This window comes from Litorimonas cladophorae, from assembly GCF_014652455.1.
Lineage (GTDB): Bacteria > Pseudomonadota > Alphaproteobacteria > Caulobacterales > Maricaulaceae > Litorimonas > Litorimonas cladophorae.
Genome location: NZ_BMYV01000001.1, coordinates 418,450 through 436,095, shown reverse-complemented (window position 1 = coordinate 436,095; position 17,646 = coordinate 418,450). Strand labels below are relative to the sequence as shown.

At 51.5% G+C, this 17,646-nt stretch carries 21 protein-coding genes; 5 read left to right on the top strand and 16 right to left on the bottom strand.

Going from position 1 to position 17,646, the window contains the following annotated elements; translation table 11 throughout:
- Positions 1 to 9: 9 nt before the first annotated feature.
- The 3 genes from IE073_RS02185 to IE073_RS02175 form a co-directional block, all read right to left on the bottom strand.
- Entirely contained in the window at positions 10 to 1,170 is a 1,161-nt protein-coding gene (locus IE073_RS02185) for a TonB family protein (protein ID WP_189580740.1), read from the bottom strand.
- A 94-nt stretch (positions 1,171 to 1,264) separates the two neighbouring features.
- Positions 1,265 to 2,428 (bottom strand): energy transducer TonB, encoded by a 1,164-nt coding sequence (locus IE073_RS02180; RefSeq protein ID WP_189580738.1) that lies wholly within the window; start codon positions 2,426 to 2,428, stop codon positions 1,265 to 1,267.
- Between the two features lie 62 nt (positions 2,429 to 2,490).
- A complete protein-coding gene (locus tag IE073_RS02175; protein WP_189580736.1) occupies positions 2,491 to 3,516 on the bottom strand; it encodes a hypothetical protein in 1,026 nt (341 codons plus the stop codon).
- 156 nt (positions 3,517 to 3,672) lie between these two features.
- Between IE073_RS02175 and trmFO the strand changes: the two genes are divergently transcribed.
- Positions 3,673 to 5,073 carry a methylenetetrahydrofolate--tRNA-(uracil(54)-C(5))-methyltransferase (FADH(2)-oxidizing) TrmFO gene (trmFO, locus tag IE073_RS02170; RefSeq protein WP_189580733.1) on the top strand — a complete coding sequence of 467 codons (1,401 nt, stop codon included), beginning with the start codon at positions 3,673 to 3,675 and terminating at the stop codon, positions 5,071 to 5,073.
- 24 nt (positions 5,074 to 5,097) lie between these two features.
- On the opposite strand, the gene IE073_RS02165 is transcribed toward trmFO, so the two are convergent.
- A complete protein-coding gene (locus IE073_RS02165) occupies positions 5,098 to 5,856 on the bottom strand; it encodes a squalene/phytoene synthase family protein (protein WP_189580730.1) in 759 nt (252 codons plus the stop codon).
- Positions 5,857 to 5,968: 112 nt separating this feature from the next.
- Here IE073_RS02165 and IE073_RS02160 point away from each other — a divergent pair, with 112 nt between their 5' ends.
- The 3 genes from IE073_RS02160 to IE073_RS02150 are packed head-to-tail and all read left to right on the top strand — an operon-like array spanning position 5,969 to position 6,974.
- Positions 5,969 to 6,166 (top strand): hypothetical protein, encoded by a 198-nt coding sequence (locus IE073_RS02160; protein ID WP_189580727.1) that lies wholly within the window; start codon positions 5,969 to 5,971, stop codon positions 6,164 to 6,166.
- Positions 6,167 to 6,177: 11 nt separating this feature from the next.
- A complete protein-coding gene (gene sodN, locus IE073_RS02155; protein ID WP_189580724.1) occupies positions 6,178 to 6,669 on the top strand; it encodes a superoxide dismutase, Ni in 492 nt (163 codons plus the stop codon).
- A complete protein-coding gene (locus IE073_RS02150) occupies positions 6,669 to 6,974 on the top strand; it encodes a S26 family signal peptidase (RefSeq protein WP_189580721.1) in 306 nt (101 codons plus the stop codon). Before sodN ends, IE073_RS02150 begins: the two co-directional genes overlap by 1 nt.
- A 47-nt stretch (positions 6,975 to 7,021) precedes the next feature.
- Here IE073_RS02150 and secF read toward each other — a convergent pair whose 3' ends face one another.
- From secF to IE073_RS02090, 12 genes are all read right to left on the bottom strand, one after another.
- Positions 7,022 to 8,014 (bottom strand): protein translocase subunit SecF, encoded by a 993-nt coding sequence (secF, locus tag IE073_RS02145; protein ID WP_189580719.1) that lies wholly within the window; start codon positions 8,012 to 8,014, stop codon positions 7,022 to 7,024.
- A 10-nt stretch (positions 8,015 to 8,024) separates the two neighbouring features.
- Positions 8,025 to 9,653: a protein translocase subunit SecD gene (gene secD / locus IE073_RS02140; protein WP_189580716.1), complete on the bottom strand. Its 1,629-nt coding sequence runs from the start codon at positions 9,651 to 9,653 to the stop codon at positions 8,025 to 8,027.
- A 37-nt stretch (positions 9,654 to 9,690) separates the two neighbouring features.
- Positions 9,691 to 10,011 carry a preprotein translocase subunit YajC gene (yajC, locus tag IE073_RS02135; RefSeq protein WP_189580713.1) on the bottom strand — a complete coding sequence of 107 codons (321 nt, stop codon included), beginning with the start codon at positions 10,009 to 10,011 and terminating at the stop codon, positions 9,691 to 9,693.
- Between the two features lie 116 nt (positions 10,012 to 10,127).
- Positions 10,128 to 10,985 carry a muramidase family protein gene (locus tag IE073_RS02130; RefSeq protein ID WP_189580710.1) on the bottom strand — a complete coding sequence of 286 codons (858 nt, stop codon included), beginning with the start codon at positions 10,983 to 10,985 and terminating at the stop codon, positions 10,128 to 10,130.
- A 78-nt stretch (positions 10,986 to 11,063) separates the two neighbouring features.
- Positions 11,064 to 11,894, bottom strand: a complete 831-nt coding sequence (tatC, locus tag IE073_RS02125; RefSeq protein WP_189580707.1) for a twin-arginine translocase subunit TatC — start codon at positions 11,892 to 11,894, stop codon at positions 11,064 to 11,066.
- A complete protein-coding gene (gene tatB / locus IE073_RS02120) occupies positions 11,887 to 12,264 on the bottom strand; it encodes a Sec-independent protein translocase protein TatB (protein WP_189580704.1) in 378 nt (125 codons plus the stop codon). Before tatB ends, tatC begins: the two co-directional genes overlap by 8 nt.
- Positions 12,265 to 12,293: 29 nt before the next feature.
- Complete coding sequence (locus tag IE073_RS02115) at positions 12,294 to 12,512, bottom strand: twin-arginine translocase TatA/TatE family subunit (protein ID WP_189580701.1); 219 nt, start codon at positions 12,510 to 12,512, stop codon at positions 12,294 to 12,296.
- A 61-nt stretch (positions 12,513 to 12,573) separates the two neighbouring features.
- Entirely contained in the window at positions 12,574 to 13,317 is a 744-nt protein-coding gene (scpB, locus tag IE073_RS02110; RefSeq protein ID WP_189580698.1) for an SMC-Scp complex subunit ScpB, read from the bottom strand.
- Positions 13,314 to 14,135 carry a segregation and condensation protein A gene (locus tag IE073_RS02105; RefSeq protein WP_189580695.1) on the bottom strand — a complete coding sequence of 274 codons (822 nt, stop codon included), beginning with the start codon at positions 14,133 to 14,135 and terminating at the stop codon, positions 13,314 to 13,316. The genes scpB and IE073_RS02105 overlap by 4 nt, the downstream gene beginning before the upstream one ends.
- Positions 14,132 to 15,148: a beta-N-acetylhexosaminidase gene (nagZ, locus tag IE073_RS02100; protein ID WP_189580693.1), complete on the bottom strand. Its 1,017-nt coding sequence runs from the start codon at positions 15,146 to 15,148 to the stop codon at positions 14,132 to 14,134. Before nagZ ends, IE073_RS02105 begins: the two co-directional genes overlap by 4 nt.
- A gap of 3 nt (positions 15,149 to 15,151) precedes the next feature.
- Positions 15,152 to 15,892: an SPOR domain-containing protein gene (locus tag IE073_RS02095; RefSeq protein ID WP_189580690.1), complete on the bottom strand. Its 741-nt coding sequence runs from the start codon at positions 15,890 to 15,892 to the stop codon at positions 15,152 to 15,154.
- A 141-nt stretch (positions 15,893 to 16,033) separates the two neighbouring features.
- Entirely contained in the window at positions 16,034 to 17,239 is a 1,206-nt protein-coding gene (locus IE073_RS02090; RefSeq protein ID WP_189580688.1) for a deoxyguanosinetriphosphate triphosphohydrolase, read from the bottom strand.
- Positions 17,240 to 17,267: 28 nt separating this feature from the next.
- Here IE073_RS02090 and erpA point away from each other — a divergent pair, with 28 nt between their 5' ends.
- Positions 17,268 to 17,612 carry an iron-sulfur cluster insertion protein ErpA gene (gene erpA / locus IE073_RS02085; RefSeq protein WP_189580685.1) on the top strand — a complete coding sequence of 115 codons (345 nt, stop codon included), beginning with the start codon at positions 17,268 to 17,270 and terminating at the stop codon, positions 17,610 to 17,612.
- The last annotated feature ends 34 nt before the right edge of the window (positions 17,613 to 17,646 follow it).

Here is a 17,646-nt window from a genome sequence, read left to right as displayed (position 1 = left end):
CCAGTCGCATCAACGTCGGCTGACTTCTTTGTCGACGGGTAGGCGTTTCCCCTTTTTATCCATCAAATCAAAGCGGATGGTTGTTTCCACGCCCTTCCGCTGCTCTGGAGATAAGTTAGGGCTGTAACGCCATGTTCTCAACGTATTTAGTGTTTCTTGATGCAAAGATTTATGGGTAGACGAGATTATTTCAGGGTTCTGTACGCGTCCTTTCTCGTCAAGGTCATACACGACCTTTACAAAGCCAGAATGCTTTCCTCGCTTGAATGATGTGGGAAAAACCGGCGGATTGCGGATCAAAGGAGAAAGTTCCCGCTGTCGTCCTACAGGAACGGCGAAATTGATAACCTCCACCGCGCGTGGGTCGTTGGTCTCCATTTCAGACACTTTATCGCGAAGGGTCAACCACTCTGCATAGGCATCGCCACTGATCAGATTGTCATGCGCTTCCCGCTCCTCCAATTTTGTCATTAGGCCCTGATAGATTAGCGCCGCGTCTATTGGTTGATCCGTTTCCGCATAAGCCCGCGCCAAGTAAATAGGAACAGCATACTCATATATGGACACAAAACCGTCCTTTCGCGCATCGAAAATTTCGATCGCTTTTTGAGAGTTGGATAAAACTTCGGTCCAATCCCGCGTCATCATGGCCGCTTGAGAACTTAGTGAATATGCCTCCGCTTCGAAAGTGGAGCCCTGAAAACCAAGCTTTTCAATTCGCTCCATAAGACGTTTCGAGGAATACTCTTTCGTTCTCGCTAACGACACTTTCTTGGACACATTTGGAATTTGCCATGCAAGGTACTGGGTCCGGCGATCAATTTCTATCTGGCCTGCATCAGCACCATAGAAATGGGATAGATCTATCGCGCGCTTATAGGCCCGCATAATTTCCTTCCACGCAGGTTTTTCGTCCACGTTTCGGGGTTTTGTTACAGCAAAGTTTAATGCCAAATCACCCGTGATCTTGGCATCCCCCATCAAGTCTTCAGCGGCTTTCCAAGCATCATAAGCATATTCTGACGCCGCAGATTTCCTTCCTGCCTCTAACGCCGCACGGTATGCTTTATAAGATTCCAACACTTCGGGTGGGGTTTTGGCTTGCGCCATCATTGGCGATGACAGCCCAAAAGATAAAGCCAGGCCAACAGCCATAAACGTGCGTTTCATAGATCACCCCCTTAAGTCGCAATCAGCTCTGCCATCTGTCCCGCTTCACCACAAGGGTATCACTGCAGGTCCGCTTATAAATTTGATCTAAGTTTTACCTCGGCTGAGGGTATTTTTCAGGGAATGGCAAGATACCGCCCTTTCCATCCGCCATATCAAAGCGGACGAGAACTTCTATATTTTTCAATCTTGGCGAGCCCAAAGAAGGTGAATATCTCCATTGCATCACACTCTCTAACGCAGGTTTCCGCAATATCTTATTCGAAAAGCCTTTTGCAGAAGCGCTTAGTACCTTGCCATTCTCATCAATGGAAAAGACAACACTGACCCACCCTGAATTTCGGCTTTTGAAAAATTGCCTAGGAACTTTTGGTGAAACACGGATCAAAGGCACCAGGCCATTTTGTTCATCATTTAGAATAGTAAACCTTAAGATATCTTGCGCTCTTGGGTCATCGGACTTCATGGCTTCGACCGCATCCCGGGCTTGCAACCATTTTCCGTAAGCGTTTCGCAAAGTCTTATTTGGGCGCTCATAGACCCCCTGCAATGTCTCGATTAACGCCTGATATGTAAGCGCAGCCTCGATGTGCTGACCTTGCGCGGTGAAGGCTCGACCTAAATAGAAATGAACCAAGTCTTCGTACTTTGAATGGGCCCCATTAGGTTGCAACCCGAACAGTGTGATAGCCGCGACCGATGCATTTTGGGCTTTCATCCAATTCTTCTCTAGGATGGCCGTTTGCGCGATAAGGGCAGTACCTTCAGCGTCAAACATAGAGCCTTCGTAACCCAATGCTAAGACCCGAGCCTTTAAATGCTCTACGCCATAGGCCGTATTTTTTTCGCTATATGTTTTCGATGGAACGAGCGGAACCAACCAAGACAAATAATCGACTCGACGCTTCAGCTCTGTTCGTTCGGGGTTTTCCCGATCAAATTCAGAAAGATCGATAGCACGTTTATGCGCCTGAATAACTTTTTTCCAAGCAGGTTCACCATTGAGGAACTTAGGTTTCAACCCAGAAAAAATCGCCGCTAAATCCCCTGTCGCCTTTGTGTCACCCAACTGCTTTTCAGCGGATTGCCATGCATCGTAAGCGAATTGAGCCGCCTCTTGTCTCTGTCCGGCCTTAATCGCAGCTTTGTATGATTCGTAGGCTGCGGTGACGTCCGGTGGGGTTTTGGCTTGCGCAATGATTGGGACTGACATTCCAAGAGATAGAGCCAAACCAACAGCCATAAACGTGCGTTTCATAGATCACTCCCTTAAGTCGCAAACGGCCCTGCCATTGGACCTCCTGCACGACAAGGGTTTTGTTACATTTCCCACGCTTCGCCGTCCGTCCAGTTATCGTTCTGAACATCCTGATCCGTTTTTGCGAAATACCCCCACATCCCCCAGATCATGCCGTACCAAAGCACCGTCATGAACATTGAAATCAGCACGGCAAGAATTACAGGAATTAAGAACTGGGCAGACGACATATGCTCCCACAACGGCGTAAAATTTGGGATTTCTTGTCCGTCGCTATCCAATTGAATCAGAATTTTCAACACGCCACTGAATAAGAATGCGATGACGAAAACGATTGATAAAACCAAGCTGATCCCAAAATACCCGATAAAATATAGGATTAAATAACCACCGATGGCAGGCCACACCCTTCCGCGCATAGGCCGCCAAGAGGCCAGAGGGTCGAACTTACGGTCTCTCACCGAATAGGCGGCAGCGGGCGCCAATCGCACCGACATCCAAATGAAGGCAGCAATGGCGGCCAGCACCAAACAAAACACGAGCAACCCACCAATTGCGGCGATCACGCCAGACTCCGTCGCACCCGCTAGGCCCATAATTAGGGCACCGAACAACACGACCGCGAAATAAGCGATAAAAAACAGGGTTCCCAAAACGAGGCTCATGACAATACGTGTGCCCACAACCCGCCATTCGTCCACCCCAAGGCGCAAGGGGAAGATGCCTTTATCGTCTGCGTAAAATAAATTGCGGTAGATCGCCGTTTCCGCCGACGCGAAGGCGACAGTCTGCAAGATCGTCAGAAGGAAGATGTATCCGCTGGCTTTAATCATGGGCGCAAGGGCCGCGAAGACGACGTCTGGATCAGGGTCTGACCCGTCTAAACTATGTTCCATTTCGATCAGAGCGCCGAACATATCAGCAAATCCACGCACGATGGGTGTGCCCAGCACGACATATAAGACCGTCACGATTAAGGCCGTCCATGCGGAAACCCGCAGAATGTAGTTGCTGCCGCCCGGCAGCCTAAACCCCTGTAAAGTTGCTGCCCCAAAATCGAAAGACGGTGGTCGTGAAAATTCAGTCATGTCGTTTCTCCCATGAAGACGGTAAAACGCAAATGTTGCGCATTCAAGCGTAGCTTTGAAGAAGGAGAATGTCGGGTCGAACCATTGGACCTTAAATCATCGGTGAGCCGTATTGCGCCATTGCGAAGGTGAGCGGGTTTCATTACGTCCCATCGCATGACAAATCCGACTGATATCAAACCTGTTCACATCATTGGCGCTGGCATGGCGGGATCAGAGGCCGCGTGGCAATGCGTATCACGCGGCATCCCCGTGATCATCCATGAAATGCGGCCCGTGCGAATGACCGATGCACATGAAACGGACGGATTTGCAGAACTTGTCTGTTCCAACTCGTTCCGATCTGACGATAAGGTCGGCAATGCGGTGGGCGTTCTCCATGAAGAAATGCGGCTCTCTAATTCCCTGATCTTGGGCATGGGCGATATGACGAAATTACCAGCGGGCGGCGCGTTGGCTGTGGACCGGGATGCGTTCTCGCAAGCCGTCACAACGATTTTACGTCAGCACCCGCTTGTTTCGGTTGAGTATGGTGAAGTCAAAGGCCTGCCGCCCAAAGAATGGGGCAACACAATCATCGCAACGGGCCCCCTGACCGCACCGTCCTTGGCACAAGCCATTTTGAAGGAAACAGGCGAAGATAGCCTAGCCTTCTTCGATGCCATTGCGCCAATTGTTTATAAAGACAGCATCGATTTTGACATCGCTTGGATGCAATCCCGCTACGATAAAAAAGGTCCAGGCGGAGATGGCGCAGATTATATCAATTGCCCCCTAGATAAAGATCAATATCACGCCTTTATCGACTCCTTGATTGCGTCTGAAAAAACGGAGTTCAAGGACTTCGAGAAGGACACACCCTATTTTGAGAGCTGCTTACCCATCGAAGTTATGGCTGAGCGCGGCGCAGAAACGCTGCGTTGGGGGCCGATGAAACCAGTTGGCTTAACCAACCCTCACAACCCGACCGTAAAAGCGCACGCAATTGTCCAGCTCAGGCAGGATAACGCGCTAGGGACCCTTTATAACATGGTCGGATTTCAGACGAAGATGAAATATGGCGCGCAGACGGATATTTTGCGGGCCATTCCGGGTTTAGAAAAGGCTGTATTTGCGCGACTGGGTGGAATTCATCGCAACACATTTATCAATTCGCCAGTGCTATTGAACCGACAGCTTCAATTGAAATCTCGCAAAGATATTCGGTTTGCGGGACAGATCATGGGCGTCGAGGGTTACATCGAAAGCGCTGCTCTTGGTTTGATCGCAGGCCGCATGGCAGCCGCACAAGCCCATGGGAGTGAATTTGATGTCCCGCCAATAACGACCGCTCTCGGGGCTTTGGTTGAACATGTGACGGGTGGATTTATGAGTGGCCCCAAGGCCAAGTTCCAACCTATGAATGTGAACTTCGGACTGTTCCCACCGCTTGAGGAAGAAATTGTTTACCCAAAAATTGACGGCAAGCGACGTCGCGGTAAAGATAAAACACGCTATCGTAAAAGCTTGCTCGCAAAACGCGCCTTGGAAGACATTCGTCCTTGGGCAAAAGCTTAATTGCGCAAACTCAGCTTTGTTGGATTAAATACGCCCGCGTAAAGCCGAAAGTGTTAAACGCCCTTGTTTGGATAGCGGGCCATATCTGACCTTGTCGGTCAACGGATCAAACCCAGGCTTGGTCGCACGTTTCAAAAAACCAGGGATTAGTGCCGCGTAAGCAATGGCTGGAAATATGGAGGGCTCAGTCTTCGCCAATCCTGCGCGAGCGCTGGCATGAACCTCCTGCGCAGCAGTGACCAGATCCTCATAGGCAATATGCTGCAAAATACGATCGTGATAATACCCATAGGACCGCGCTAACCCTGTCAGGCCCCATGCCTCACCTGCGGCCAAAACGCCATCTGTTGGGTCACCACCCAGTATTTTCACTGCAATTTGCATCAATGTGCCAGAGGTTTGTCGGCAATATTCACGCGCGGCGCTCAGGTCTTCAAATGGTTGCGGATCTAAATCCCGGGCCCGGCCGTCTATCAAACGATCGATCCAAAAACGCGGGACTGCTGTGCGCAAAAGCATCTCTTGCAACGGCGTAGAAATCTCGTGGCGGCGTACCTCGCGGTGGCTGTGAATTTCATCAACGGCCTCACGCCACCACTCATATCGGATTTGCCCCAACATAGGCTCGCTCGTCACTTCAGGCACTTTCGCGAGTTCATAATGAAACGCGTAAAGAATCAAGAGGTCCGCTCGCCCCTGAGTATCGGACATTAATGCCGCCCGAAAACGATCAGGATCAGCCTTTTTGAGGGCCTCGCGCGTAGTAATATTAAGCTCAGACATAGTCGCCGTTTGAAATTTGATTGAACGCGTCTTTGCGCGGCTTGCCCCGCTTTGGCAATCTGCTTATGCCTGTGCCTATAAGAATTTAACCGAGTTGACGAAAGGACGTCTTATGACACGTACACTTCTCACAGGGGCCGCCGCCCTGTTTCTGGCTGGCAACGCCTCAGCACATACTGGCGCTCACGGCCAAAGCGTCATCACAGAGATCGCACATTGGCTCAGCAGCCCTGTCCACAGCGCGGGTACATTCATTGCTCTCGCGGCTCTCGTTGGCGCCGCCGTCTATTTCCGCCGTCGCAAAGCATAAGGAACATAATCATGTTACATACACTACTTTCAAAATTGGACTCGCACATTGCAACGGCTGACGCACATTGCGACATCCCTTGCGGTATCTATGACGCCCGTATCGTGACTTACTATGCGGTCTCGACCTTACGCCAAATCGACATCCTGCTCGGTTTGAAGGACAAAGGGTTGTCCGAAACAGCCTTCGCTATGCAAGTTGCGCGAAATACCGCCAAAAAAGAAGAGATGGCTGAAAACGTCAAACACCAGACCCGTATCATCTGGGGCGACTTCATGAAGGGTGATCACCTGAAGAAGCATCCGGGCGCACATGAATTGGCACATAAAATTATGCTAGCTGGCTCAGCTTGTAAGCAAGACCTACATCGCGAAGACGGTGAAAAACTTGTGGAACTCTGCAATGAGTTTTCCGAAATGTTCTGGTCGATGAAAGGCGTCAAGACAAAGAAAGTCACGACACCTTATGCGCCAAATGTTGAGGTCGTAGAACCCGCGCTCTAATGTTTGAAATCGTCAAAGTGCGTGGGATGTCGATGCATCCCACATTGGCGCCTGGCGATTATTTGATACTAACCAAAGCCCGTTCGCAGATGAAAAATCTGCGGGCGGGCTTTGTCGTTGTAGTGGATCATCCGAAATTCGGAATCATCGTAAAACGGATTAAAAGCCGTGGCGCTAATCACATTCGACTGATTGGGGATGGCACCACGAGTACAGACAGCGACCGTCTTGGCGATATCCCACTCTCATGGATCAAAGGACGCGTTCGCCTGATCATCACGCCAAAAGGCATAAGACGGCTTTAAGAAGAGTTCGCTTTCGCCATTAGCCTTCTACCATCCCATGCTGATAACTAAGCGTCTGCGCGTTCGCCACCTGTGTTAACACCGCGCTTGAGCTTGAGAGCCAGCAATAACGGCGAAGCAACGAAGATCGAAGAATAGGTCCCGACGAAAACACCCCAGATCATCGCGAAAGAGAACCCTTTCAGCGCGGACCCGCCAAGTACGTAGAGCGCGATCAAAGCGAGTAGCGTCGTAACTGAGGTCAAAATCGTCCGAGACAACGTATCATTAATCGAGATATTGAGGACTTCATCCAGTGGTTTACGCTTAAACTTGCGCAAATTCTCACGAATACGATCATATACAATAACGGTATCGTTCAGTGAATATCCAACAATGGTCAAGATCGCCGCGATAATCGTCAGGTTAAACTCAATTTGCGTCAGGCTAAACACACCAATGGTCAGGATCACATCATGGACCAATGCCAGAACCGCACCCAGACCGAACTGCCACTCGAACCGGAACCAGATGTAAGCCAGCACGAAGAATAAGGCCAATCCAACAGACATCAGACCCTTTCGGCGCAGCTCTCCGGAAACCTGTGAACCCACGACCTCGGTATTTCGAACGTAAAATTCGCCAATGCGTTCTTGTAGTCCAGCTTTAACTTTATCAAGTGCGGCTTGCTGAGCGCCTTGTCCCTCTTCGCCGCCCTCGTCTTGAAGCTGCAAACCAATACGCATCAGACGGTGGGTGATGGGATTGCCATCTTGATCCAAAGCTCCAACTGGCGGCTGAATACCCTGCACAGTCGCGCCTTCAAAACCCATGTCTTCCAAAGCCGCGCGGATAGCCGCATCGTCGGGGTCAGAACTTGTATTGATCTCGATGACGGTACCGCCAGTAAAATCGATACCATAGTTCAGACCACGGGTCGAAAACAAAGCGATGGATGCAATAATCGCGAGAACTGAGAATACAGCCGCAATCATACGCATATTGATGAACGGGACGCGCGGTTCCTGCGGTAGGATGCGGACGAGTGAGATATCTTTCATCAGATCAAACCTAGATTGGAAGCGTTTTAGGACGTTTGCCGCGCAGCCATGTGGCCGTCAGCAAGCGCGCGAAGATGACAGCAGTGAAGACCGACATGACAATACCAATGGCAAGTGTCACCGCGAACCCGCGAACTGGCCCCGAACCGACGAAGTAAAGCGTCACAGCCGCAATCATCGTCGTGATATTGGCATCCAAAATCGGAGCCATCGAACGTTTGTACCCAGTTTCAATCGCATTAATCGGCGTCTTGCCGTTAAAGGTTTCCTCTCGGATACGCTCAAAGATCAACACATTTGCATCCACGGCCATCCCGATGGTCAAGATAATGCCTGCAATCCCGGGCAAGGTAAGCGTGGACCCGAAAAGCGATAGAGCACCCGCTATCAAAATGATGTTCGTTGCCAATGCCATATTGGCAATCGTTCCGAACCGTAGGCCGTAGCTGAGCCACATAAAAATTGCGACGCCCAGCAAACCAATGCCAGAGGCAACCTTACCCGCGCGGATCGAGTCAGCACCTAGCGACGGGTCGACCGTCCGCTCTTCTACGATTGTCAACTTTGCGGGCAAGGCACCAGCATTCAGCAACAATGAAAGGTCGCGCGCGGATTCCATTGTGAAGCCGCCTTCAATATAGCCAGAGCCGCCTGTAATCGCCGAGCGAATATTTGGCGCAGTGATGATTTCTTTGTCCAACACCACGGCAAAACGCTTGTTGATATTCCGCGCGGTCATACGTCCAAATTCAGTTGCGCAAGCAACGTTAAATGAGAAGTTCACAACAGCCCCAGCGCCATCTGGATGCGGGCCGCCTGATGAATTTTTCAAACAATCGCCAGTGATACGGGTGCGTTCCTGAAGGATCAGGCCGCCTCGGCCTTGTTCAGCAGAATAGGGATAATAGACGTCCCCTGCTCCAACGCGGCCTGTCTCCATGGCGACGCTGAGGGCTTGTTCATTGCCAGAGTCTTTTTCGTTGACGAGGTGGAAGGAAAGGTTCGCAGATTGGTTGATACGCTCTTTAATTTCATCGATGTTTTGAGCCCCTGGCACCTGAAGCAATATACGTCGATCGCCTTCTGGCGCGAGGATGAGTTCAAGATTACCATTGGGATCAATCCTGCGACCCAAGACGCCAATCGATTTTTGGATCGTCTGCTTACGGATAAATTCGATATTCTCATCTGTGATCGAAACACGGATATTTTTTTCTGTTTCCCGAACAACCCGAGTCGTTTTCGCTGATCCAATCTGTGTTGGATCAATCGGTTGCGACAGGCTCTGGATTAGGGGCAACGCCTTATCGGCATCCTCAACGGTCCGCATACGCGCAAGGACAGTCCCGTCATCAACTCGCACGAATTCTGTCCGTGGACGATCTTCCGCACGACGAATGACATCGTTGATGGCCGTACGCTCATTCACCAAAGCTTGGCTAAGAATGGACGATAGATCGACTTCCAGAAGCATGTGCGCACCACCTTGGAGGTCAAGACCGAGATTTATGGTTCTCTGGAAAGCCCCAGGCATCGAGTCACGTCGTTCTTCGCTGAGAACGTTCGGAATTGCGAGCAACAGCCCAAGCAGGACTGCGCCGCAGATCATTAGAATCTTGGACCGGGAGAAAAACAGCATAAACTCAAGCCTTTAGGCAGGTATTCAGGAAGTAGGCTTAGCCTGCATCATTTGCAGCAGCACGGTCATGTTTGGCCGCAACCATAGCGCGGGCCACTTTGAATTCCGACGTCCCGGATGTGATCGTCAATTCTTCGTCGCCAACTTTCTTGATCTTACCGATAATACCGCCACGCGTGACGATCTCGTCATTACGCTGGAGTTCCGCAATCATCGCCTTATGCTTCTTTGCTTGCTGGCTTTGCGGGCGAAGAATGAGGAAATAAAAGATCAGAATAAGCGGACCAAAGAGAAGCAAAGAGTTCATGATTGAACCGCCAGCACTCGGTGCAGCTTGTTGGATGAGCGTGAATAGCATGATGTTCCCCATGGCCAATTTGTTTACCCAGACATGCGGAGCCGCTGAGTTGAATTAAAGTGGTATATAGGGCGCACAATCGCCAATGCAACGCGCAATGGCGATCTAGAACTGCGTTATCGTGTGAGGCAGTGCCCTTCGGGCAATGTCAGGCGCTGACCTGGCTTCAGAGCGTTGGGGTTCGAAATACCATTACGCGAAACGATATCTTTCACACCAACACATGTGCGACGAGAAATCGAATAAAGCGTGTCTTTAGGCAAGACGGCATAGATGGTTTCTGACGCCGAAAGGGCCGGCTCAACGCGGGGCTCAAACTCTTGCGGGGCTGGCTCAACGATACGGCGCGTGACAAAACCGTCGCGAATTGGTGCGCTAGCAAATACTGGCTGCGCAATCGTATTGATGCTCTCAATGATCACACCCGGAATGCGAATTTTTTGGCCGATGGATAAAGCTGTACCCGAAAGACCATTCTCTGTTTTAATCGCATCAACAGATGTATCGTATCGTTTCGAGATATTATAAAGCGTATCCCCTTTGGAAACCGTGTGGGACTTCAGCGATGAGTTGGAGAAGGTCGACGTTGTGACCGTTGACTCGGGCGCGAAAAGTTCGATTTGCTGAACTGGGCTTGTCTCAGCGATATATTCATAAGTTGGGGCAGACTGCGGCGTCGTGGCAACAGCGCTCTCAGTATAGCTGTCTTCAAAACTAATATTATTAGCTGCGCGGTAGGCGCGAATACGGTCCGCCTCGTCCAATAATTCTTGATATTGCGCATCGGTCAGGTTGTCAGCATTGAAATGCTGGGCTTCAACAACACCACGCTCATCATAGGTGACAGGCGCATTAATGATGGCATCGACGCTAGGCGACACGGGTTGGACGACAACGTTATAGCTCGACTGGGCAAAGACGGCTGTACTCGTCAATGTCAGGGCCGCTGTTAAAAGTAGTGTGGTGGCGCGCATGGTCTCGTTCCTGTCGCAAGCAAAATTTACCAATTGACTATGAAGGAACGTGATTAATGAAAGCCTAAGCCGGACCTATTAAGTCTCAGCTGCCTCGGGTGAGCCCTCTACTTTTGGGCGTTGTAGCAATGAAACGGCTAAAATTGAGATCTCGTAGAGCATATAGATCGCTCCGCCCAAAATAAATTGTGTAATTGGGTCAGGTGGCGTCGCAAAAGCCGCGAATACGGCAATACCAAGCACCGCATATTTTCGGCCTTTTCGCAGACCCGCCGCAGATACGACGCCAATACGCGCCAAAAGCGTCAACACGACGGGAAGCTGAAATGCTAAGCCGAAGGCGAGAAACAGAACCATAGACAGCGAGAGATAATCACTAACTTTGGTCATCAGCTCAATGGTTTCTCCTGCGCCCAACTGCTGCTGGTTCAACGCAAATTCCATCACAAATGGGAAAACGAAAAGAAAAACCATCGTTGACCCCAGGAAAAAGAGCACAGGCGACAAAATCAGATAGGGCAAGAACACGCCACGTTCCGTCTTGTAGAGGCCCGGCGCGATAAAACGGTAGACCTGAAAGGCAATGACAGGAAAAGCAAGAATAACGCCGCCAAAAAGTGCGATTTTCATTTTGACAAAAAAGGTTTCTAGCGGGTGCGTCGCGATAAGACCCAAATCGATTGGGTCCAATCCCTTCTCCACTAAGCCAATGTTGTAGCGCACGAGTGCTTTTTCAAAAGGCTCCATCAAGAACGCGATAATCTGGCGTAAGAATGGGGCACAAAGGATACAACCAACAACCACGGCCAGACACATTTTGATCAAACGCGACCGCAGCTCTAATAAATGATCCAACAGCGGCGCCTCGCTTGCGGCCACCTCATCCGTTTGTTCAATCTTTTTAGTCATCTGAAGACGTATCCTCGGGTGACTGGGCGCCATCTGTTTCAGATTTGGGTTTGGAGGGCGCGGGCTTGTGCGGGGATGACAGGTCGGTCGCCTCGCGTAACTCCGCGTTCAGCGCTTTCATTTCCCCGTCAAGTTCTGGGTCTAGCTTGCCGAGGTTTTTCATTTCCTCAATTTCGCGACGGATAGAGGCCACCTCGGCGTCCATCCCCATATCGTCAAAAGCGGATTTAAACTCGTTGCCCATGGCCCGGATACGCGCAATCCATTGGCCAACTGTCCGCATCAAGGCGGGCAAATCTTTGGGTCCAACGAAGATAATCGCCAATAGGACGATCACCATCATTTCTGGAAATCCAATGGAAGGGAGCATGGGCTCTCAGCCCTTTAACAACGTGTCGCTTAGCGCTTTTTCTTTACTTTGATGTCTTCACCCTTTGGCGTGACATCAAGGGCGTCATCTGCCGCATCGGTCATGTCCTCGACATTTTCCTTCAGACCTTTGCGGAAGGAACTGATGCCCTTGCCCATATCGCCCATAATTGACGAAATTTTTCCGCCTCTGCCAAAAATGAGAAGCAGAATAACAGCGATAATGAGAAGACCAGACCAATGTGGCATTGCGAAGTTCCTTTAACTTGAATTCAAAGGTACAGAACTGCGCCCCGACCTTCAACCCGCTTTATGCGTTCGTATCGCCCTCGTCCAGAAAGTCCTCGAAGAATGACGGATCATCTTCGTCATCCAATGGATCTTCGTCTACGCTGAGGTCATCCATCATCATCGGCTCTGGCATTTCGAAATCTTTTGGAAGACGCGGATCTAGCAAGCCCGCGGCCTTCAGATCATCACGCCCAGGTAGATCAGCAATGGTTTCCAGATTGAAATGCGCAAGAAAGGCGTCTGTCGTGCCATAAGTCACCGGACGACCCGGCGAGCGGCGACGTCCGCGCAATCGCAACCAACCCAACTCCATCAGAACATCAAGCGTACCTTTGGAGACAGCCACACCGCGAACATCTTCAATTTCCGCACGCGTGACAGGTTGATGATAGGCCACGATAGCCAGCGTTTCCAACGCCGCATTCGAAAGTTTCCGACGTGCTTCCTTCACATCAATGAGATTGGCGGCCAAATCAGGCGCAGTCTGAAAACGCCAGCGATCCGCGACGCGCACCAAATTCACTCCGCGTCCCTCATAATCGCGTACGAGACGCGCAATCAACGCCCCAACATCAGCGTTTTCAGGCATACGTTCGCGCAAGGTGGGTACGTCTATAGGCTCCACAGCCGCAAATAACAGAGCTTCAAGTAGGCGAAGATTCGTATCTATGTCGCCCGACGTTTCCAGACGACCTGTCAAAGCGATCACATCCGTCTCAATCGCTGCGGCTACTTTGTTAATCCGGTCCGATGTTTTGCTCATGCTTCATCACCTTTTTCGCGCCCACGCAGAAAAATAGGCGCAAACGCCTTTAACTGCCGCAATTCAATTTGGCCCTCTTTGGCCAGTTCCAACCCTGCCAATAGCGAGCTTGCCCGAACGGACGCCTGCGGAACGCCATCCACGCCAATTTCCGCGCCGTCAGGGAGTAAGCCGTCCAGCTCAACCCACTCGGTCATATCAATTCCTGTTGCGGTAAGCGCACGGCGCAATCGATTTCTCGCATCATCCAAGCTCATCACACGCGGACGCGGCAGTTTGTGGTTTCGGATCGCCGCACGAGACCGGGTCGTGCCATAAGCCTTTAAGAGATCGAAAATCTCTGCCTCAAAGATCGGCGAGGTCCGACTGCGCAATCCCTCGGGGGCTCCCCTGACCTGTATAGCTGTGCCGGTGATCGGCAAACGGTGAAGACCCTCGACAGCGCGACGCATAGCCTCCAATCGTTCCAGACGAAAAGCGAGGTGCGCGGCCAATTCTTCCGCCTCAGGTTCTTTGTCATCTGCCTCTCGCGGCAGAATCAACCGGGATTTCAAATAGGCAAGCCACGCCGCCATGACGAGATAGTCCGCAGCGAGTTCAATGCGCAAATCCTGCGCCGATTTAATGAAGGCGATATATTGCTCTGCCAAATCCAGAATAGACAAACGCGCTAAATCGACTTTTTGTTTGCGGGCCAATTCCAACAGCAGATGGAGCGGGCCACCATATCCGTCCAGATCCAGAACAAGGCCTTCGCCCTCATCCGCTGCGTCATCCGCAGCCTCAAACTTTAGGTCTTCTTGAAAGTCTTCAATCATGTCGCCACAGCCGACATCAGCGTATCGAACTCGGCCTCTGCCGGTGCGCGGTCAAATTCGGTGACAACGTCGGCGCAATTATCAGCAATCGTTGCCCGCATTAACGCGCGTCCTGACAATGTCATCGCACCTTTGGCAACATTGACGCCATCGGCCAGCGCCCCCGAACATTGCAGCGCGATGTCACAGCCCGCATTCAATGCGCGCTGGGTTTTAAGCGTAAGGTCGCCCTTCAGTGCCTTCATGTCCAAATCATCGCTCATTAACAGGCCGTCAAAGCCAATCCCTTCGCGTATCAGCTCCGTCAAAGAGCGCTTGGAGATAGTAACCGCAGAGCGTGAATTATGGGAATAAACCGCATGAGCGGTCATTGCCATTGGCGCGTCATTCAGACGGCGGAAAGGTAAAAAGTCTGAGGCCTCCAGAGTCGCGCGGTCTGCGTCGATTTTGGGCAAAGCCTTGTGGCTGTCGACGGTCGCGCGGCCGTGACCCGGAATATGTTTGACGACAGGTGCAACACCGCCGCTCATCAAGCCAGACATTGCGGCATGCGCCATGTCGATAATGTGCTCAACGCAATTCCCGAGCGCACGATCAGAAATAATCGGGTCCGAGCCCGGCTGCGGCAGGTCTAACACAGGTGCACAATCTGAGGTGATGCCAACAGCGCGAAGGTCATCAGCAATCAGGCGGTGGCCCAAGTAACAGGCGCGGAGGCCCTTTCTTCGGTCCGCTCGATAAATCGTCGCATAATCATCCCCAGAGGGATAGGCCCGCCAATGAGGCGCGCGAAGGCGCTGAACGCGGCCGCCTTCTTGATCAACGAAGATTAGCGTATTTCGACCCATCGCGTCGCGAATATCGCCTGTCAGTTTGCGCAGCTGATCGGGATTTTCGACATTCCGCTTAAACAGAATAACGCCCCACGGATTTGCGTCTCGCAAGAAGAGCGATTCAGATTTTTTCAATCGCGTGTCGGAAAGCCCGAGAATACACGAAAGCGGCGCAGCCATGATTTAACGCTTTGTGACGAAACAAGCCTGTCCCGCTGCTTTAAAGGCATTGCAAAGAGAATTGGCCGCCGATTTATCGGCTAAGCCAGCAACGCGTGTTCGGTAGTAAATCCCCTTATCACCAAGGTCCGCGCGGACCACATCGGCATAACGACCCGCAGCGAGTGTTGGATACTTGCTTTGAATATTTGTCCAAACGGCTTTTGCGTCCGATTGCGAACGGGTGGACGCGACCTGCACGACCCAGTCTGAGCCTCTCGTTGCGGCGGTCGTAGATGGCGTTGGGCGCGGCGCTGAAACGGTTGGCTGTCTTGGGCGTGTATCCACTTTGACAGGGTTTGACACAATCGGCGTCCCTACTGGCGTTTTTACGTCGGGTTTTGGCGGAACGATCTTGATCGGTGCTTCTGGTAGAGGTTCAGGCGTAGCGTCTGTTCCCGGCGATTGACCATCCATAACGTCAAAGACGACTTTATCTTGATTTGGCGTTTGCGCGCCGCCAGCATCCTCCGGCTTTACTTTGAAAGGTGTGTTATCCGCTGTGATGCGCGGCGGATCAGACCGATCGCGGACACCCGGCGTGTAAAGTTTCAGTACAATGAAGGCCAGTAAGAGCAGCCCCGCGGCCACCATGGCCAATTTTATCATCGGATTTAGGCCCTCGCGCTCGCGCACATCGAAAGGCTGCAAGGTTTCATGCCCGGCTTCGAGATTTGGAGAGAACTCTGGAGGTGTTTCTGACATTGAAAACTCGTGTGACTTACGTCCTGCTATCGCAAAATGAACGCGGAAAATAGTGTGGACTTCACCATAGAGATCAAGGTTAAAATATCCCTACCACATCGTGCAAGCTAGGTTTTAGCCATATTTGCAACCCAAAACCTTCTAAAAGTACCCTGCCGGCTGATAGAGCTTTTTATGCTCAGAGATCGCGAACATATCTGTCATCCCCGCGATGTGATCGCAGACGACACGTGCGGTCACAGATGTTTCGGGTCCATCCGTCTGCGCGAACAGATGTTTCGGGAGTAATTCAGGCTCGACGATAAACAGCTCGAAAAGTTCGCGCACGACCCGTCCAGCGGTACTCATCATACGGTTCACCTTGTAGTGCTTGTACATATTTTGGAACAGGAAATCGCGAAGCGGTTTTTCCTTGGCGCGGAAATCGTCGGAGAATGCGACGACGGCATGGTCTAGGTTCCGTATCTCATTCGCGCTTTGTGGGTTGGCCGCTTTAAGTCGACGGCGTGTCTCTTCCAACACATCGGCCACCATATAGCCGATCATATCGCGAACAGCTTCGTGGATTAAGCGGCTCTCGGAGATGTCTGGGTAACGACGGCGCACATCGGCGAACATCTCACCCACAAAAGGGACTTCGCAGACATCTTCCACCGAGAACAAACCCGCGCTCAGACCGTCGTCCAGATCATGGTTATTATAGGCGATGTCATCGGCCAGCGCGGCGACTTGCGCTTCGGGTCCCGCAAATGTTGATAGCTCCAACGCTTCCCAATTCGGGATCGCCGTCATGGCCCATGGCAGATCCTTGACGCCAGTCTCTTTGGTGATCAACGGACCGTTGTGTTTGGCAATACCTTCAAGCGTTTCCCAAGTTAGGTTCAACCCGTCAAATTCTGCATACCGCCCTTCAAGATGTGTGACGATTCGCAGGGTTTGTGCGTTGTGATCAAAGCCGCCATAGGGCTTCATGCAGGCTGCCAACGCATATTCGCCCGAATGGCCGAAAGGCGGATGCCCTAAATCATGTGCCAGCGCGAGGCATTCTGCCAAATCCTCATCCAGTCCCAAAACCCGCGCGATAGACCGTGCGATTTGCGAGACTTCAAGGCTGTGCGTCAATCGCGTTCGATAATAATCGCCTTCATGGGCGACGAAGACCTGTGTCTTCCCTTTCAGGCGACGGAATGCAGAAGAATGGATGATACGGTCTTTATCACGCTGAAACGGGCTCCGCTCAGAAGCGCTGCGTTGTTCGATCGCGCGGCCGCGCGCAGTGTTAGGATCGGACGCATATATTGCGAGCGGACGGACAGACGGATATTTGACCAAGGTGTTGGTTCCCATTTCGGTGGTTCGGCCCTATATAGAATCCATGACCGAAATTACTACTGAAACTCCTGTTACTTTGAGCGCCTCTGCAGCCAAGCAGATCAATGCGATCATGAAGAAGATGGGCAAGACCGATTTCCTACGCGTGGCAGTGGAAGGCGGCGGTTGTTCTGGTTTTTCTTATAAGTTCGATTTCGCCGAAAGCGCCAATGAGGATGATCTCGTCATTGAACGTGACGGCGCACGCGTCCTCGTCGACGAAATGAGCCTAGAATTTATAACAGGCTCTGAGATTGATTATACGAATGAGTTGATCGGCTCGGCGTTCAAAATCAACAATCCGAACGCGACAGCCAATTGTGGTTGCGGGACAAGTTTCGGGATTTAGTCGAACCGCTTTTCTCAACACTGAGGGAGCTGTC

Excerpts from the sequence above, each read along its gene's own strand:
- IE073_RS02185 (WP_189580740.1), bottom strand. The coding sequence starts at position 1,170 with ATGAAACGCACGTTTATGGCTGTTGGCCTGGCTTTATCTTTTGGGCTG.
- IE073_RS02180 (WP_189580738.1), bottom strand. The coding sequence starts at position 2,428 with ATGAAACGCACGTTTATGGCTGTTGGTTTGGCTCTATCTCTTGGAATG.
- IE073_RS02175 (WP_189580736.1), bottom strand. The coding sequence starts at position 3,516 with ATGACTGAATTTTCACGACCACCGTCTTTCGATTTTGGGGCAGCAACT.
- trmFO (WP_189580733.1), top strand. The coding sequence starts at position 3,673 with ATGACAAATCCGACTGATATCAAACCTGTTCACATCATTGGCGCTGGC.
- IE073_RS02165 (WP_189580730.1), bottom strand. The coding sequence starts at position 5,856 with ATGTCTGAGCTTAATATTACTACGCGCGAGGCCCTCAAAAAGGCTGAT.
- IE073_RS02160 (WP_189580727.1), top strand. The coding sequence starts at position 5,969 with ATGACACGTACACTTCTCACAGGGGCCGCCGCCCTGTTTCTGGCTGGC.
- sodN (WP_189580724.1), top strand. The coding sequence starts at position 6,178 with ATGTTACATACACTACTTTCAAAATTGGACTCGCACATTGCAACGGCT.
- IE073_RS02150 (WP_189580721.1), top strand. The coding sequence starts at position 6,669 with ATGTTTGAAATCGTCAAAGTGCGTGGGATGTCGATGCATCCCACATTG.
- secF (WP_189580719.1), bottom strand. The coding sequence starts at position 8,014 with ATGAAAGATATCTCACTCGTCCGCATCCTACCGCAGGAACCGCGCGTC.
- secD (WP_189580716.1), bottom strand. The coding sequence starts at position 9,653 with ATGCTGTTTTTCTCCCGGTCCAAGATTCTAATGATCTGCGGCGCAGTC.
- yajC (WP_189580713.1), bottom strand. The coding sequence starts at position 10,011 with ATGCTATTCACGCTCATCCAACAAGCTGCACCGAGTGCTGGCGGTTCA.
- IE073_RS02130 (WP_189580710.1), bottom strand. The coding sequence starts at position 10,985 with ATGCGCGCCACCACACTACTTTTAACAGCGGCCCTGACATTGACGAGT.
- tatC (WP_189580707.1), bottom strand. The coding sequence starts at position 11,894 with ATGACTAAAAAGATTGAACAAACGGATGAGGTGGCCGCAAGCGAGGCG.
- tatB (WP_189580704.1), bottom strand. The coding sequence starts at position 12,264 with ATGCTCCCTTCCATTGGATTTCCAGAAATGATGGTGATCGTCCTATTG.
- IE073_RS02115 (WP_189580701.1), bottom strand. The coding sequence starts at position 12,512 with ATGCCACATTGGTCTGGTCTTCTCATTATCGCTGTTATTCTGCTTCTC.
- scpB (WP_189580698.1), bottom strand. The coding sequence starts at position 13,317 with ATGAGCAAAACATCGGACCGGATTAACAAAGTAGCCGCAGCGATTGAG.
- IE073_RS02105 (WP_189580695.1), bottom strand. The coding sequence starts at position 14,135 with ATGATTGAAGACTTTCAAGAAGACCTAAAGTTTGAGGCTGCGGATGAC.
- nagZ (WP_189580693.1), bottom strand. The coding sequence starts at position 15,148 with ATGGCTGCGCCGCTTTCGTGTATTCTCGGGCTTTCCGACACGCGATTG.
- IE073_RS02095 (WP_189580690.1), bottom strand. The coding sequence starts at position 15,892 with ATGTCAGAAACACCTCCAGAGTTCTCTCCAAATCTCGAAGCCGGGCAT.
- IE073_RS02090 (WP_189580688.1), bottom strand. The coding sequence starts at position 17,239 with ATGGGAACCAACACCTTGGTCAAATATCCGTCTGTCCGTCCGCTCGCA.
- erpA (WP_189580685.1), top strand. The coding sequence starts at position 17,268 with ATGACCGAAATTACTACTGAAACTCCTGTTACTTTGAGCGCCTCTGCA.